At 57.0% G+C, this 13,012-nt stretch carries 22 protein-coding genes; 21 read left to right on the forward strand and 1 reads right to left on the reverse strand.

Annotated features, from left to right (window positions below; genetic code table 11):
* Positions 1-39 precede the first annotated feature (39 nt).
* From AABC73_RS01740 to AABC73_RS01765, 6 genes are all read left to right on the forward strand, one after another.
* A complete protein-coding gene (locus AABC73_RS01740) occupies positions 40-525 on the forward strand; it encodes a hypothetical protein (RefSeq protein WP_341522194.1) in 486 nt (161 codons plus the stop codon).
* Positions 526-676: 151 nt separating this feature from the next.
* Positions 677-1,177, forward strand: coding sequence for a hypothetical protein (locus tag AABC73_RS01745; RefSeq protein WP_341522195.1), 501 nt, complete (start codon positions 677-679; stop codon positions 1,175-1,177).
* Positions 1,178-1,291: 114 nt separating this feature from the next.
* Complete coding sequence (locus AABC73_RS01750; protein WP_341522196.1) at positions 1,292-1,654, forward strand: hypothetical protein; 363 nt, start codon at positions 1,292-1,294, stop codon at positions 1,652-1,654.
* Positions 1,655-2,054: 400 nt separating this feature from the next.
* Complete coding sequence (locus AABC73_RS01755; protein ID WP_341522197.1) at positions 2,055-2,489, forward strand: hypothetical protein; 435 nt, start codon at positions 2,055-2,057, stop codon at positions 2,487-2,489.
* 129 nt (positions 2,490-2,618) lie between these two features.
* A complete protein-coding gene (locus tag AABC73_RS01760; RefSeq protein WP_341522198.1) occupies positions 2,619-2,945 on the forward strand; it encodes a phage holin, lambda family in 327 nt (108 codons plus the stop codon).
* A gap of 5 nt (positions 2,946-2,950) precedes the next feature.
* Positions 2,951-3,328: a hypothetical protein gene (locus tag AABC73_RS01765; protein ID WP_341524159.1), complete on the forward strand. Its 378-nt coding sequence runs from the start codon at positions 2,951-2,953 to the stop codon at positions 3,326-3,328.
* 250 nt (positions 3,329-3,578) lie between these two features.
* Here the strand turns inward: AABC73_RS01765 and AABC73_RS01770 are convergent, their stop codons facing one another.
* Positions 3,579-3,983 carry a hypothetical protein gene (locus tag AABC73_RS01770; protein WP_341522199.1) on the reverse strand — a complete coding sequence of 135 codons (405 nt, stop codon included), beginning with the start codon at positions 3,981-3,983 and terminating at the stop codon, positions 3,579-3,581.
* A gap of 219 nt (positions 3,984-4,202) precedes the next feature.
* Here AABC73_RS01770 and AABC73_RS01775 point away from each other — a divergent pair, with 219 nt between their 5' ends.
* The 15 genes from AABC73_RS01775 to AABC73_RS01845 all read left to right on the forward strand — a co-directional run bounded on the left by AABC73_RS01775 (position 4,203) and on the right by AABC73_RS01845 (position 12,959).
* Positions 4,203-4,400 carry an HNH endonuclease gene (locus AABC73_RS01775; protein WP_341524160.1) on the forward strand — a complete coding sequence of 66 codons (198 nt, stop codon included), beginning with the start codon at positions 4,203-4,205 and terminating at the stop codon, positions 4,398-4,400.
* A gap of 158 nt (positions 4,401-4,558) precedes the next feature.
* A complete protein-coding gene (locus tag AABC73_RS01780) occupies positions 4,559-5,026 on the forward strand; it encodes a phage terminase small subunit P27 family (protein WP_341522200.1) in 468 nt (155 codons plus the stop codon).
* Positions 4,986-6,722, forward strand: a complete 1,737-nt coding sequence (locus AABC73_RS01785; RefSeq protein ID WP_341522201.1) for a terminase TerL endonuclease subunit — start codon at positions 4,986-4,988, stop codon at positions 6,720-6,722. The genes AABC73_RS01780 and AABC73_RS01785 overlap by 41 nt, the downstream gene beginning before the upstream one ends.
* Positions 6,722-7,951 carry a phage portal protein gene (locus AABC73_RS01790; protein WP_341522202.1) on the forward strand — a complete coding sequence of 410 codons (1,230 nt, stop codon included), beginning with the start codon at positions 6,722-6,724 and terminating at the stop codon, positions 7,949-7,951. Before AABC73_RS01785 ends, AABC73_RS01790 begins: the two co-directional genes overlap by 1 nt.
* The gene (locus AABC73_RS01795) at positions 7,948-8,607 is read left to right on the forward strand and encodes an HK97 family phage prohead protease (RefSeq protein ID WP_341522203.1); all 660 of its coding nucleotides are present in this window, start codon (positions 7,948-7,950) and stop codon (positions 8,605-8,607) included. The genes AABC73_RS01790 and AABC73_RS01795 overlap by 4 nt, the downstream gene beginning before the upstream one ends.
* A gap of 12 nt (positions 8,608-8,619) precedes the next feature.
* Positions 8,620-9,813, forward strand: a complete 1,194-nt coding sequence (locus AABC73_RS01800) for a phage major capsid protein (RefSeq protein ID WP_341522204.1) — start codon at positions 8,620-8,622, stop codon at positions 9,811-9,813.
* A gap of 42 nt (positions 9,814-9,855) precedes the next feature.
* A complete protein-coding gene (locus tag AABC73_RS01805; protein ID WP_341522205.1) occupies positions 9,856-10,044 on the forward strand; it encodes a hypothetical protein in 189 nt (62 codons plus the stop codon).
* Positions 10,045-10,386, forward strand: a complete 342-nt coding sequence (locus AABC73_RS01810; RefSeq protein ID WP_341522206.1) for a head-tail connector protein — start codon at positions 10,045-10,047, stop codon at positions 10,384-10,386.
* 1 nt (position 10,387) lies between these two features.
* Positions 10,388-10,708 (forward strand): phage head closure protein, encoded by a 321-nt coding sequence (locus AABC73_RS01815; RefSeq protein WP_341522207.1) that lies wholly within the window; start codon positions 10,388-10,390, stop codon positions 10,706-10,708.
* A 10-nt stretch (positions 10,709-10,718) separates the two neighbouring features.
* On the forward strand, positions 10,719-10,898 hold the full coding sequence (locus tag AABC73_RS01820; protein ID WP_341522208.1) for a hypothetical protein: 180 nt from the start codon (positions 10,719-10,721) through the stop codon (positions 10,896-10,898).
* Positions 10,899-10,900: 2 nt separating this feature from the next.
* Entirely contained in the window at positions 10,901-11,335 is a 435-nt protein-coding gene (locus AABC73_RS01825) for an HK97-gp10 family putative phage morphogenesis protein (RefSeq protein ID WP_341522209.1), read from the forward strand.
* Positions 11,332-11,718: a DUF3168 domain-containing protein gene (locus tag AABC73_RS01830; RefSeq protein WP_341522210.1), complete on the forward strand. Its 387-nt coding sequence runs from the start codon at positions 11,332-11,334 to the stop codon at positions 11,716-11,718. The genes AABC73_RS01825 and AABC73_RS01830 overlap by 4 nt, the downstream gene beginning before the upstream one ends.
* Before the next feature lie 56 nt (positions 11,719-11,774).
* Entirely contained in the window at positions 11,775-12,248 is a 474-nt protein-coding gene (locus AABC73_RS01835) for a phage tail tube protein (RefSeq protein WP_341522211.1), read from the forward strand.
* 76 nt (positions 12,249-12,324) lie between these two features.
* The gene (locus AABC73_RS01840; protein WP_341522212.1) at positions 12,325-12,696 is read left to right on the forward strand and encodes a hypothetical protein; all 372 of its coding nucleotides are present in this window, start codon (positions 12,325-12,327) and stop codon (positions 12,694-12,696) included.
* A gap of 41 nt (positions 12,697-12,737) precedes the next feature.
* Complete coding sequence (locus AABC73_RS01845) at positions 12,738-12,959, forward strand: hypothetical protein (RefSeq protein WP_341522213.1); 222 nt, start codon at positions 12,738-12,740, stop codon at positions 12,957-12,959.
* Positions 12,960-13,012: the final 53 nt, after the last annotated feature.

Consider the following 13,012-nt stretch of genomic DNA (forward strand, 5'->3'; position numbering starts at 1 on the left):
GCGATGTGACACGGTTTTCCATTCCAAATGGAGGTGACCGTGTCAAAAGAATACGAAATTCTGCTTTCAAGAATAGCTTCATATGAGGCAGCTGAAGCGAGATACTGGAAAGCTCTTCAGGGCGTAACGACATCGCTACCGATTTCCTATACAGAATTTCTCGGCACCGACGGTGCAGGGTGGTGGGATGATCAGGGAGGTTTCCAGGAATACGTCCAGATAGGAGAGGGCACCGGATCCTCTTTTTACAAGCGACATGCAAAAGACCTTCCGCAGAGCGACAGGCAGCTACTTCTGGTGATACGGGTTGTTCTCGAAAATCCAGAAATAAGCCGTGAGAGCAAAGAGGCTTTCTTCAGAGTCGCTATAAAGAAAGGCAAGACAGATTACGTTTTCACCATTATCGACACTGGTAAGCAGGTTAGCGTGTCAGCAGAAGATGCCATGGCGCGGAAATTCGGCCCGCTGTTCCAAGAGTTGGGTGTTAATTTGTTTCTGCAATACGATCCAGAATATTTCGATTAGCCACATCAGCCCCGCCAAATGCGGGACTTTCTGTTTCCGCAAACAGAAAGCCCGACCTTACCTGAGCCGGGGTTTTCTATCTTGATTGCACGCATAGCTCATAGCCACATAAGCTCCGAGCTCCCAATTGGTAAGTAGCTAGGAGAGATTCATGGAGCAGGAAAACTCGGCAACTAAGACTCACTATCAAAATGCAACAGAGTTTCTGACGGATCCTGTTAAGAAACTTTATGGTACTCAAGGATTTGGAGTAGATCCGCAGCTCCAACGCCTGATTGATCTGGTCGAGACGAATGATGCCCTTGTGAGTGTGGGAATCACGTTGTTCACCTCGACAGGGATCATTACCGGCAACTTGATCAGTCGTGGCGCCTATTTTGAAAAGTTCGGCAAGAGCTTTCAATCTGCGCTAGAGGCGGCTTATCCCGAGGCTGACTTTGGAGCTTTCGGTGAAGCATTCGCTCAAAATTCGTCCTCAGGAGATGACGTGCTGGACGGTGAATATGCTTTAGCCCCGCAGTTCATTCACTTAGACGGTGCTAGTTCATTGCGCGAAAGCGGGCAGTGGTTGGTAAAGGGTGGTGGAATGCTATGGCGGGGCAAGGTCCAGTGCGTTAACGGTTTTACCCTGGGAATATTCAATCCTTCTTGATGCCTTTATACTCAAAGAGCCCCGCCCTGTGCGGGGTTTTGCCCAAGTGCGTAGCTATCAGTCACGATGTTGATATCGTGGCTATCTGACCCTTTTGCTTTTGAGATGGATCTTATGCACTCATTTTTGACAAGGACCTTCGGTGGTCTGACTGGCCGTTACTACGCTCGCCATTTTCTGTTTGCTGCAGCGTTTGCAGCTTTTCTGTTCTGGGCCGTAAGTAACGGACATGGCGGCATCGCTGCTAAGCCAGGTATGGTTTTCTTCGTTGTCATCAACACGTTGCTGTATCCCTACTCTCGGTTTGTCTACGAGAGCGTTGTGGGTTACGTCATGGGCGACAACGTGTTCTACGTGAACGCGGCGCTTATGCTGACAGTGAAAGCAATCACGATGTCCGCGTGCTGGTCGTTTGCGATATTTGTCGCGCCGGTTGGCCTTGCGTTTCTTTACTGGCGCAATAGCCGTACCGTTTAGAACTAAACATTTTTTGCAGAACGAGTCCAGCCACCACGCTGGGCTTTGCTTTTCCCGTTTCATAAGCCTCGCCACCGTGCGGGGCTTTTCCGTTTTTGGCTGCACCACGCCCTTCGCTTTAAGCTGGGAGTGCTGCTGCGGCCAATTTATATCTTTTGTGTGCAGGCCATTGCCAGGGTGGGCCTTCGGGCGGGCCTGGACATTGGTTAGCCGGTTAGTGCGATCTACAGAGAAACACCGGCAGCCAGTGTGTCCTTGCTCCATCCCCCGAGGCGGCATCGATGGGCTGATGGAAAGACATGACGCGCATTTCGAGCCTCGGCATTTGCTGGCGCTTGAATTAAAGATTTCAGCTCTGCGGGCGACATAGGGGCTTAAGTTCAATGCGCCGGAGCTCTAAATGGGATTTTTCGACAAGGTCAAGGAGCTTGCTCTCAAGGCTAAATGCGGAGTCGGCATGCACGCCGGAGATTACGCCAAGGCAGTTAATGGCCCGGCTTGCTTGCTTGAGAAGACGTGTCCTGATTGCTTTGAGCATGTAACCAAGCACAAGCATGAGCATGGAGAGTTCTCCTATAAAAACCACCATACCTGCACGATGATCCGCAACTGTGAGCATTGTGGTCACGAAGATTCAAAGGTAAAGCATGAAGACTTCGTTGACATGGGAAGGGATGATTTTTGCAAAGTGCAGGAAAAATGCACTCGGTGTGGATTCACCCAAGTCAAAAAAGAGGACCACTCCATGACCGAGGTCTCCCGTAACGATACGCACAAAACGCTTTCCTGCATCCGCTGCAACAAGCGAGAGACGCAAAAGTTAGAGCGGTACTAAGCAGCAATGTTTTGAGGAGCCCAGCCACCGAGCTGGGCTTTTTCGTTTTCGGCCCTGCCACACCCATTGCTCCGAGCTGGGAGTGCTGCGGGGGCCGACTCAATTTGCTCCCCAAAGGGAGGACACCGGATGAAGTCCATGCCAGAAAAGAATCCTGATTTCTGGGCGCAGCTGTACCTCGTCATCAGCACACCGCTATGGCAGGGCGCGATCATGGCGACCACTGTCTCGCTGTTGCGTGTCCTCTACGAAGCCAAGGAAGCGAACAAATGGCGGATCGTGCTTGAGGCGCTTATCTGCGGCTCGCTGAGTCTGTCAGCCAGCAGCGTCATTGAATGGATGGCCTGGCCGCCGAGCCTGTCAGTCGCCGCCGGCGGAACCATTGGCTTCGTTGGGGTCACGGCGATCCGAGAGCTGATCATCAAGTTCCTTGGCCGAAAGGCGGACGCCCCATGAGCGCATTGAAGTCCATCGCCCTGGCATGTGTGATTGCGCTGGTCGGGGTTCTCCTGGTCGGTATTCAGCAATACCGGGTGCTCGCACTCGAAGGCAAGGTCAGCATTGAAACCAAGGCCAAGACTGACGCCGTGGCAGCCAACGAGGCGAGCCAGGCGACGATCACCACGCTACAGGCCGAAGCTAGGCGTAACGCCGCGTACAGCGCGGACCTGGTCAAGCGCATCAAGGCCAGCGAAGACAAAGCCAAGCAGGCGAGGAAGAACTTTGAAGATCTCAAGCGCAACAGCAAGCCTGTTCGTGATTGGGCTGCTCAGCCTTTGCCTGACGGCCTGCGCAGCAAAGCCAGCGGTAGTAACAAAGACCAGCGCGCTACGAATTGAAGCGCCCGAACTGGTGCCATGTGAGCGGGTAGACGCTGACGACGCTGACTTGCGAGACAACGGAGATGTCTGGGCATTGAAGGATCAGGCCATTAAGTTACTCGATACCTGCGCCGATCAGGTCGACGCCCAGATCGTGCGCAGCAAGAGCAAGTAACCGGGGGTAGAGCCAGTTATGGCGCAGCGGTTACTAACAAGTCGGCTTGGATTCTGACTCGGCACACAACCTCAGCAACCACATAATCTGCGGCTATGGTGCGCTCACGAACTTGGTCAGCTTACAGGCCGAAAAATCGTATTCGGTAAGCGCGATAGTCTTGCTGCCCCAGTGGTCTGAGAGTGCGTTAGCTATTTTTTCACTAGTTAGGACGGGAACAGTCTGATTCATACCGCCAAGGACTGTTGCTCTATGACGTCCGGTCTCAAAAAATACGAAGGGAAAAACCTTGTAGAAGATCACCGGCATTTCGACTTCCCGTTGCGGCACTTCCGCTAAAAACGCGGAAAATCTCGCAATTTTTGCTGGGTCCGGTCCGACCATCAGATCGTGCACAAAATGATCTTTGGCGAATTTAATGGCGGACGAGGCCGAAAGTATAAGTATTACGTCCGTATCGGTCCGATCTACCCCCGCGGTATAGGTATGAAGCGGCAAGATCGTTCCATCAGTACACAGTATCATTTGAAGCTCCCATCAATGGTTGAGGTATATCAATACCGGCATGCGGCCACTATCGCAAGGGCTCAATAGATGGCTTCGCCTGGAAAATCATTCACTTCACAGTCCCGATACTTTGACATAACCAAGCGGATCTCGGGCAGAGCGCTGCAGAAGCGCCGACTGAGCATTTGGACCAGAGACCCACGCTGCGCAATGTGCCGACGGCTCACCGACTATCCATCTGGCTTTGAGCTCGATCACAAGGTGCCACTGTTCAAGGATGGTGAGGACACTGAGGCGAACTGCCAAGTGCTCTGCAACGGGGTCAACGGATGCCACGAGAAGGAGACCGCGCAGGACATGGGGTTCCACCACAAGCAGACCATCGGGCCTGATGGCTATCCCATCTGATGAATGCGAAATCATCTCAGTCGAGACGCCCTATTCTGGTGCATGCACCGAAGTGGGGCGGGGCGGGACAAGAGTTCAGAAGTCTTGAAGCCGGAAATCGTCTCCCGCCCTTTTCTTGCGCGACCGCGAAATGAATAGTTTTTTTTCGGAATGAAATCATGGCAGGACGACGACCCACTCCCACGACGCTGAAGCTCGTAAAAGGGAATCCGGGGAAGCGCGCGCTGAACAAAAAGGAGCCGAAGCCAGCCCGGTCTATTCCCAGCCCACCAGATCACCTGACCGACGCAGGGAAAGTCGCCTGGGGCCGACTCACCGTGATGCTGGATCGCATGGGCGTGTTGACCGAGGCCGACACCTTCGCGCTTGAACGGCTCTGCGATTGCTACGCCGACATCCTCGAACTGCGCGATCTCGTCGAGCGGGATGGCCGGACCTACGAAACGACCAGTACCCAAGGCGAGACGGTCATCAAGGCCAACCCCGCTGTTTCCATGCTCGCCGACGCTGATCGACGCTTCAAGGGCTACTTAGTCGAGTTCGGCCTGACCCCGGCCGCCCGCTCTAAGGTTCAAATAAAAGACGATGACCCAAAAGAAGACCAGTTCGCGGAGTTCTTCGGTTGAGGACCGAGCAACCCAATACGCGACCGAGGTCGACAGCGGCGCGCGGATCGCCGGCCCGGATATTAGAAACGCTTGCGCACGGCACCTGAAGGATCTGAAAGAAGGTAAAAAACGCGGGCTTGTCTGGGATGTAGAGGCGGCAACTAAAGCGATTCGGTATTACCGGACCGTGCTCAAGCTCAACGGTGGCGACTACGAAGGCAAGCCCTTCGAATTGCTGCCCTGGCAGTGCTTCATTGTTGGCAGCGTCTTTGGCTGGAAATCGGCAGACGGTTACCGCCGCTTTCGTGTCGCCTATGTCGAAACCGGCAAGGGTTCTGGAAAGTCGCCATTAGCCGCGGGTGTTGCATTGTTCGGCCTGGTTGCCGACGGCGAGGCCCGCGCAGAGATTTACGCGGCGGCGACGAAGAAAGATCAGGCCATGATCCTGTTCCGCGATGCGGTGGCCATGGTTCAGCAGTCTCCGGAACTGTCCAAGCGGCTGACAACCAGCGGCACCGGCCAGAACATCTGGAACCTTGCCTATCTGAAGACCGGATCGTTCTTTCGTCCAATCAGTTCGGACGATGGGCAGTCCGGACCGCGCCCTCACATGGCGCTGATCGACGAGGTCCACGAACACAGAAACAACACGGTCGTGGAGATGATGCGCGCCGGCACTAAGAGCCGGAAGCAAGCGATGATCTTCATGATCACCAACAGCGGCTCCAACAAGCTTGGGCCGTGCTGGAGTTATCACGAATACGGCTCGCGGGTTGCTTCCGGCGAACTGATTGATGATGCATTTTTCTCTTTCATCTGCTCCCTGGATGAAGGTGATGACCCGATTCAGGATGAGGGCTGCTGGTTTAAGTCCAATCCGTCGCTGCAAGACGCAGATCTGCCCGGTATGAAGTACCTGCGAGAACAGGTAACCGAGGCTCGCGGCATGCCCAGCAAAGAGGCAATGGTTCGCCGCTTGAATTTCTGCCAGTGGACCGGCGCCGAATCACCCTGGATCAGCACCGACGTTTGGAAAGGCGCCGCGCTTGATTTCGACTGGAATGAATTGCGCGGCCGGCGGGCGTATGCCGGGCTCGATTTGTCCAGCACCCAGGATCTTACCGGCCTGGTCTTCCTCGTCGAGCCGCTAAAACCGGGCGAGAAGTGGCTACTGGTTCCTTTCGCCTGGCTCCCCGATGAAGGGCTCGCTCGCAAGGCAGAGCAGGACCGGGTGCCTTATGTCGAATGGAAGGCTCGGGGCGTGCTTGAGACGACACCAGGGCGAGCCATCAGCAAAAGGGTAATCCTTCAGCGGCTTTCCAAGCTGTGCAGCTTCTTCGAGGTCATCGCGGTCGCCTATGACCGCTGGCGCATTGAAGACCTCATCGCCATGGCTAATGACGACGGCATAACCCTGCCGCCGATGATCCCTTTTGGCCAGGGATACAAGGAAATGAGCCCAGCAGTTGAGCGGTTCGAAGAAATGCTGCTCAACAACGACCTGGCCCACCCGAACAACCCCGTCATGAACTGGTGCGCGAACAACGCGGTGACCACTTCGGACGACGCTGAAAACCGGAAGCCTTCGAAAGAGAAGGCTATCGGCAGGATCGACCTCATCGTCGCCGCAATCATGGCCGTGGGTATCGCAGCGAAAGAAGCTGACGCCGCTCCAGACGTAAATGACTTTCTAGACAATATGGTGATCGCCTAATGGCAGACCTCAACGATTCTGGCTTCTGGCAGCGGTTCTGGAGCCGCTTCAGCGGCAGAACGCGCCTCGATGATGGCGAGCGGGCCGTGCCTTTCGAATCACATACCACGCCGTCAGGCTCGGTAGTGGGCGCCGACTCATCGCTGAAACTGTCGGCGGTGTGGGCGTGCGTACGACTCCGCGCCCAGACGGTCGCATCGCTGCCTTTGCATCTGCGTGGCGAAGACAAATCGCACGCCAAAGAGCATCCGCTGTACCGGCTGCTGCACTCTTCGCCGAACGCGGACATGACTGCGAGCGAATTCTGGGAGTCGCAGCTGGCATCGCTGGACCTCTGGGGCAATGCGTTTTCCCATATCGTCTGGATCGGCCGACGCGTGACGGCCTTGGTGCCGCTCAACCCTGAAAAGATGACTGTTCGCCGCACCAGTAGCGGGAAGCTGGTCTACGAATACACGAAGGGCGGCAACGTCAAAGAGTATGCCGAAGAGGAGATCCTTCATCTAAAGGGTTTCACCCTGGACGGCTTGATGGGCTTGTCTCCGATCCAGTTCGCCGCCGAAACACTGGGCGGCCTGATGGATGCGAACAAAGCGGCCACTCGCGAGTTCCAGAACGGCCTGAAGGTTGGCGGATTCTTGAAGACTGGCGTTGCAACGCTGGCTCAGGAACAGCGTGATCGACTTCGCGCCGGACTGTCCACATTCGGTCTGCCGGAGAACGCTGGTAAATGGATGGTGCTTGAGGCGGGTATGGAGCCGGCATCTGCCCAAGGCATTCGCATCAATCCTGTCGACGCCCAGCTGCTGGAGTCTCGATATTTCGGCATTGAGGAAATCTGCCGCGCGTTCGGCGTGCCTCCTCAGCTTGTCGGCCACACAAACAAGGCGTCCAGCTGGGCCTCCAGCCTGGAGCAAACAAACATGGGATTCCTGACCTACTCGCTGCGGCCAACGCTGGTGCGGATCGAGCAGGCCATCGCGAAAAAGCTGTTGCTCCCCGAAGAGCGCGGTCTTTACCGGCCCAAATTCGCGGTCGAGGGTCTGCTCCGAGCTGATTCTGCCGCCCGGTCGAGCTTCTACTCCCAGATGCTGCAAAACGGGGTGATGAGCCGCAATGAAGTCCGGGCGCTTGAAGATTTCCCGCCTGTTGAGGGTGCGGACGCACTCACCGCGCAGCTGAACTTGACCACCATCGACAAGATCGGGGCTCCCGAGGAACCAAAATGACTCATAAGACCCTGGATTTACATTTTGAAATCAAGGCTGTCAGCGATGACGGCCTTTTTTCTGGCTACGGTTCCGTGTTCGGCAACGTGGACGGCGGCGGCGACATCGTCCACGCCGGCGCCTTCACCAAGTCCATCAAGGAATGGGAAGGCCGCAAGCGGATGCCACCGGTTCTCTGGAATCACGACCGGAACGAGCCGATCGGCGTCTACACGGTCCTTCGAGAGGACGAAAAGGGCCTTTATGTCGAGGGCAAGCTGCTGGTCGGCGAGGTGCAGCGTGCCCGCGAGATCCACGCTCTTATGAAAGCCGGCGCCCTGGACGGCATGTCCATCGGTTACGGCGTGCGCGGGGCTGACCGGGACCGCGCAACCGGCGTGAGAAACCTCAAAGATTTGCGCCTTTTCGAAGTCAGCATCGTCACTTTCCCCATGAACGAAGCAGCGACCATCGATGCGGTGAAATCTGCACTGGAGGAGGGCGCGCTGCCCAGCCTCCCAGAATTTGAAAAGTTCCTGCGTGAGGCCGGCTTTTCGAAAACCCAGGCTGCCGCCGTCGCAAGTGGCGGCCTGGTCAAGTTGCTCCGGAGTGAGTCCGGCGACACCGAAGCGAACAAAACGCTAAGCGATGCGCTAGCGATTCTCAAATCTAATTAAGGATTCACTCCCATGGCTGACGAAAATCAACTCGTTGAACTGACCAACGAATTCAAAAAAGCGACCGATGAGGTCAAGAAGCTCGGCGAAGACATCACCGGCAAGATGGCGGCGGGTGAGAAAATCACCGTCGACCTGAAAGAGCAGGCTGACAACGCGCTGACCACCATGAACGGCTTCAAGGCTCGCGTCGACGAACTCGAGCAGAAGCTCGCGCGCCACGGCGAAGATGAAGGCGGCCAGGAGCAGAAAACCTTCGGCGAGCAGTTCGTTGAGTCGCAGACTTTCAAGGGGTTGGCTGAATCTGGCTCCCAGCGTGGTCGCGCTGATATGCAATTCAAGGCCACCATCACCCTGGCAACGGCCAACGCTGCTGGCTCGGCTGGCGCGACCGTTCAGACCAGCCGCCTGCCGGGCATCGTTGCTCAGCCTGACCGTCGCCTGACCGTACGTGACTTGATCACGCCTGGTCGCATGGACGGTAACGCGCTGGAATACGTCCGTGAAACAGGCTTCACCAACGCAGCGGCCGCTGTAGCAGAAGCAGCGAAAAAACCGCAATCGGATCTCCAGTTCGATCTGATCAGCACCACCGCGAAGGTGATCGCGCACTACGTCAAGGCGTCTCGCCAGATTCTGTCGGATGCTCCGATGCTGGCTAGCTACATCGACGGCCGTTTGCGCTACGGCCTGGCCTACAAGGAAGAACAGCAGTTGCTCAATGGCGACGGTACCGGCCAGAACCTGCTGGGCATCGTGCCTCAGGCTACGGCTTTCGCTGCGCCGTTTGCTCTGGCTGGCGCCACTACCATGGATACGCTTCGCCTTGCGATGCTCCAGGCGGTGCTCGCAGAGTTCCCGGCTACAGGCCACGTTCTGAACCCTATCGACTGGGCGCGGATCGAGCTGACCAAGGACAGCGAAGGTCGCTACATCATCGGCCAGCCCCAAGGCGTTGCATCTCCGACCATGTGGGGCCTGCCGGTGGTTTCTACCCAGGCGATGGCTTCCGGCAAGTTCCTGACCGGTGCTTTCCGAATGGGCGCCCAGCTGTTTGATCGCTGGATGGCCCGCGTGGAAGTGGCTACCGAGAACGAAGACGACTTCGTCAAGAACTTGGTAACCATCCTGGCAGAGGAGCGCCTTGCACTGGCCGTGTATCGCCCTGAAGCCTTCATCTACGGCAATGTTGTTCCTGCCGTCTGATCAAGCCGGGGCTGGGTAAAACCAGCCCCAACGAGGTGAATCATGAGTCAGAAAGCGATTTATACCGTTGACAGGCAGCACCTGGGCGACCGGATGTATATGCCTGGCGATGACCGCGAGCTCGATCCGAACGAAGCCAAGCGTCTCGTCGAGCTGGGCGTCCTGGTTGAGAAGAAGGCCGAGCCAAAAGCCTCGAACAAGTCCTTGAAGGGCGCACCCGAGAACAAATAAATGAGCCTGATCGCTATCGAAGACGCAATGCTCCATGTCCGAGCGGAGGAAACCGACCGGCATCTCGTCCAGCTGTACTTGGACGCGGCGGAAGACAGCGCGGTGCGTTTCATGGGGCGCAGCGTCTACCCAGATCAGGCGGCCCTGGACGCGGACGTTACAGCTGAGCTGGCCGGCGAAAACCCGATTGTGGTGAACCCGTCCATAACCGCTGCCTGCCTTCTGCTTGCTGGTCATCTCTACGCAAACCGCGAAGACGTGGCCACCGGCGTCAGCGTTACTCAAATGCCGATGGGCTCCACCTTCCTGCTCATGCCTTACCGCGCAAATATGGGGGTTTGATATGAGGGCTGGGCCATTGCGTAACCATTGCTCGCTTCAGTCCGAGCAGCGCGTCTTTGACGGTGGTGGCGGCTATTCAAAAGGCTGGGTAGAGCTCAGGAAAATCTGGGCAGCGATTGAAACACCTGGTGGGCGCTCTGCCGTAATCGCTCAGCAAGTGAAAACTCTGGTCACTGCCGAAATCCTGGTTCGTCCAGCGGCTGACCTGGTGGCGGGGCGAAGGATTGTCCATTCCGGCACCACGTACCTGATCGAGGCGGCACTCCCTGACAACAAGCGCTCCATGCTGCGGCTGGTGTGCTCCAACGTTCCAAACCCTTGAGGTTTTCACCATGAAAATTCGAGCATTGTCCCGCTTGTCCGGGCCGACTGGCGTCCAGATGCCAGGCGATGAATTCGTCGTTGACGCCGCCACCGGCGCCGATCTGATCGCGCGCCGCGCAGCCGAAGAAGTCTTGCCAGTGCCAGCTGAACCGGTGGCCGACAAGAAACCAGCGAAGAAGACGGCCTGATCGTGGCCCGGCGCTCAAGCGTGCAGGGCAACTTCAAGTTGCGCGGGCTGCTGCGCCGGATCGATAACCAGATGGAAAGCGATTTGCGCCCGGCGATGGTCCAGGCTGCCAACTTGGTGCTCGCCACTCAGCAACGCCTGATTCCACGCGATCCGAGCTCTTCGGAGCATATCGAGGATGAGCTTGAGGCATTTGTCTCGAAAAGCGGCCTCGATGCGCAGATTGGTATTCGTGGGAAGAAAGACAATCGGAAGTTCTTCTACGGCCGATTCCTTGAATACGGCACGAAGCAGTACATCCGGGGCGACAGCACTGTCGCTGCTCGGCCCGCGCATCCGTGGCTGCGTCCGTCGTATGACATGAACCGGGAGCAGATTATCGACCTGATCACCAAGGCGGTTGCTTCAACCTTGCGCAAAGCTGCGGAGGCCAAATGAGCGATCCAAGCTGGGCGTTGCAAGTGGCTTTGTTTGAACGCCTGTCAGCGGCCCTGACAGTTCCCGTATTCGACGCCGTAGAGAGCGGCACTCCGTGTCCCTACGTGACGCTTGATTATGAGGCTGTAGACAACACCTCGCCGATCTCAGGCAAGAAGCGGGAGAGCCGGCTATTTTACCTCAGTGTCTGGAGCGATCACCAAGGCCAGGCCGAGGTTAAGCGCATCAATGCTGAGATTGCTGAAGCCTTGGACGAAGTGAAACTGCCGCTCAGCACGGGCAACGCGGTATCAGTTCGCGTCATCCGCACAGAATCAAATCGTGACGCTGACGGCACCACCTACATGGGCTCCGTCACGCTGCGCATCATCACTCAACACTAATTTCCGCCACTCCGGCCGCGCTGCGGCTACATCACCTGTCCTCAGGAGGACTACCCATGCCTGTTAATACCGCTGCCGGTACGCGACTTTCCATTGGTCCGCGTCTCTCGGCAAAACTCCCTGTTCTGGATTCCGCCGCTATCACGCTGCTGGCCGCCGTCACCTACGTCGAAGTTGGTGAACTGGAAAACATCGGCGACTACGGCGACGAAGTTGGCGACGTGACGTTCTCGGCCCTGGCCGACTCGCGAACCCGTCACTTGAAAGGCCTGGCTGACGCCGGCTCGGTCGAGCTGGCTATTGGCTTCGACGCCGGTGACGCGGGCCAGCTGGCTCTGGTCGCCGCTCAGAAAGACCGCTCCCAGTTCGATTACCCGGTGAAAGTCGAGTACGTCGACGGCCTGGTCGATTATTTCGCCGTCAAGGTCATGAGCTCCCGCAAAGGCGTGGGCGGTGCCGAAGACGTGATCAAGCGCAACGTGACCGTGGGTATCAACTCCGGGATCTACGAAGTGCCTGTCGCGCCTTGATCCGCCGATCGCTTCACTGCGCGGCCGTTCGGCTGCGCAGCTTTTTCTCCCTTCTTAATTCCAGGAATACCCCCACATGTCCAAGACCAACTACGGCACCGTTGACGTTGAAGTCGGCACCGAGATCTACACCCTCAGTTTCAACCTGAAAGCCGTTCGCGCGCTTGAACGCTTCTTCGGCGGTATTTCGCCTGCGCTGCAGGAGCTGCAAAAGCTGCAACTGGGCGCGGCCGCCCGGGTCATCATCGCTGGCGCAAACCTGACGCTGAAGCCGAAGGAAGTCGAAGCGCTGGAAGAAGAGATCTACGACTTCGGCATCGGTGAAGTGACGCCTTCCCTGATCAACTACGTCGTGGCGCTGCTGAACCCTGCCGCAAAGAGCGCGGAAGACCTCGCGGCGGCTGACGCTGCGGCTGCTGAGGCGGCGACGAAAGCCCCAAAAAAGTAAAGCCTGACCCCAATCGGAGCTATGTCGATGAGGTTTACGGCATGGCTACCGGCTGGCTGGGCTGGTCCGACAGCGAAGCATGGGCGGCCTCGGTGCCATCGATCTTCCTGGCATGGGAAGCGAAAAAGGTCTTTCTCGAAATGACCAACCCCAACGGCCCACCGAAGAAGAAGCCGAGCAAGGAAATGGCCGCCAAAGAGGCGCGCATGGGTTTCCGGGCGGCTGCAATGAATCGACCGCAGGACAGCGCGGCGTCTCCATGACGCTGCGAACAAATTTGTGATCAACCGCCCATTGAGGCGGTTTTTTTTCGCCT

Source organism: Pseudomonas sp. G.S.17, assembly GCF_038096165.1.
Lineage (GTDB): Bacteria > Pseudomonadota > Gammaproteobacteria > Pseudomonadales > Pseudomonadaceae > Aquipseudomonas.

Bases quoted from the DNA above. Each gene is read 5' to 3' on its own strand.
- AABC73_RS01790 (WP_341522202.1), top strand. From the start codon at position 6,722: ATGGCAGACCTCAACGATTCTGGCTTCTGGCAGCGGTTCTGGAGCCGC.
- AABC73_RS01800 (WP_341522204.1), top strand. From the start codon at position 8,620: ATGGCTGACGAAAATCAACTCGTTGAACTGACCAACGAATTCAAAAAA.
- AABC73_RS01820 (WP_341522208.1), top strand. From the start codon at position 10,719: ATGAAAATTCGAGCATTGTCCCGCTTGTCCGGGCCGACTGGCGTCCAG.
- AABC73_RS01750 (WP_341522196.1), top strand. From the start codon at position 1,292: ATGCACTCATTTTTGACAAGGACCTTCGGTGGTCTGACTGGCCGTTAC.
- AABC73_RS01795 (WP_341522203.1), top strand. From the start codon at position 7,948: ATGACTCATAAGACCCTGGATTTACATTTTGAAATCAAGGCTGTCAGC.
- AABC73_RS01835 (WP_341522211.1), top strand. From the start codon at position 11,775: ATGCCTGTTAATACCGCTGCCGGTACGCGACTTTCCATTGGTCCGCGT.
- AABC73_RS01840 (WP_341522212.1), top strand. From the start codon at position 12,325: ATGTCCAAGACCAACTACGGCACCGTTGACGTTGAAGTCGGCACCGAG.
- AABC73_RS01815 (WP_341522207.1), top strand. From the start codon at position 10,388: ATGAGGGCTGGGCCATTGCGTAACCATTGCTCGCTTCAGTCCGAGCAG.
- AABC73_RS01775 (WP_341524160.1), top strand. From the start codon at position 4,203: ATGTGCCGACGGCTCACCGACTATCCATCTGGCTTTGAGCTCGATCAC.
- AABC73_RS01780 (WP_341522200.1), top strand. From the start codon at position 4,559: ATGGCAGGACGACGACCCACTCCCACGACGCTGAAGCTCGTAAAAGGG.
- AABC73_RS01845 (WP_341522213.1), top strand. From the start codon at position 12,738: ATGGCTACCGGCTGGCTGGGCTGGTCCGACAGCGAAGCATGGGCGGCC.
- AABC73_RS01810 (WP_341522206.1), top strand. From the start codon at position 10,045: ATGAGCCTGATCGCTATCGAAGACGCAATGCTCCATGTCCGAGCGGAG.
- AABC73_RS01785 (WP_341522201.1), top strand. From the start codon at position 4,986: ATGACCCAAAAGAAGACCAGTTCGCGGAGTTCTTCGGTTGAGGACCGA.
- AABC73_RS01745 (WP_341522195.1), top strand. From the start codon at position 677: ATGGAGCAGGAAAACTCGGCAACTAAGACTCACTATCAAAATGCAACA.
- AABC73_RS01760 (WP_341522198.1), top strand. From the start codon at position 2,619: ATGAAGTCCATGCCAGAAAAGAATCCTGATTTCTGGGCGCAGCTGTAC.
- AABC73_RS01830 (WP_341522210.1), top strand. From the start codon at position 11,332: ATGAGCGATCCAAGCTGGGCGTTGCAAGTGGCTTTGTTTGAACGCCTG.
- AABC73_RS01805 (WP_341522205.1), top strand. From the start codon at position 9,856: ATGAGTCAGAAAGCGATTTATACCGTTGACAGGCAGCACCTGGGCGAC.
- AABC73_RS01755 (WP_341522197.1), top strand. From the start codon at position 2,055: ATGGGATTTTTCGACAAGGTCAAGGAGCTTGCTCTCAAGGCTAAATGC.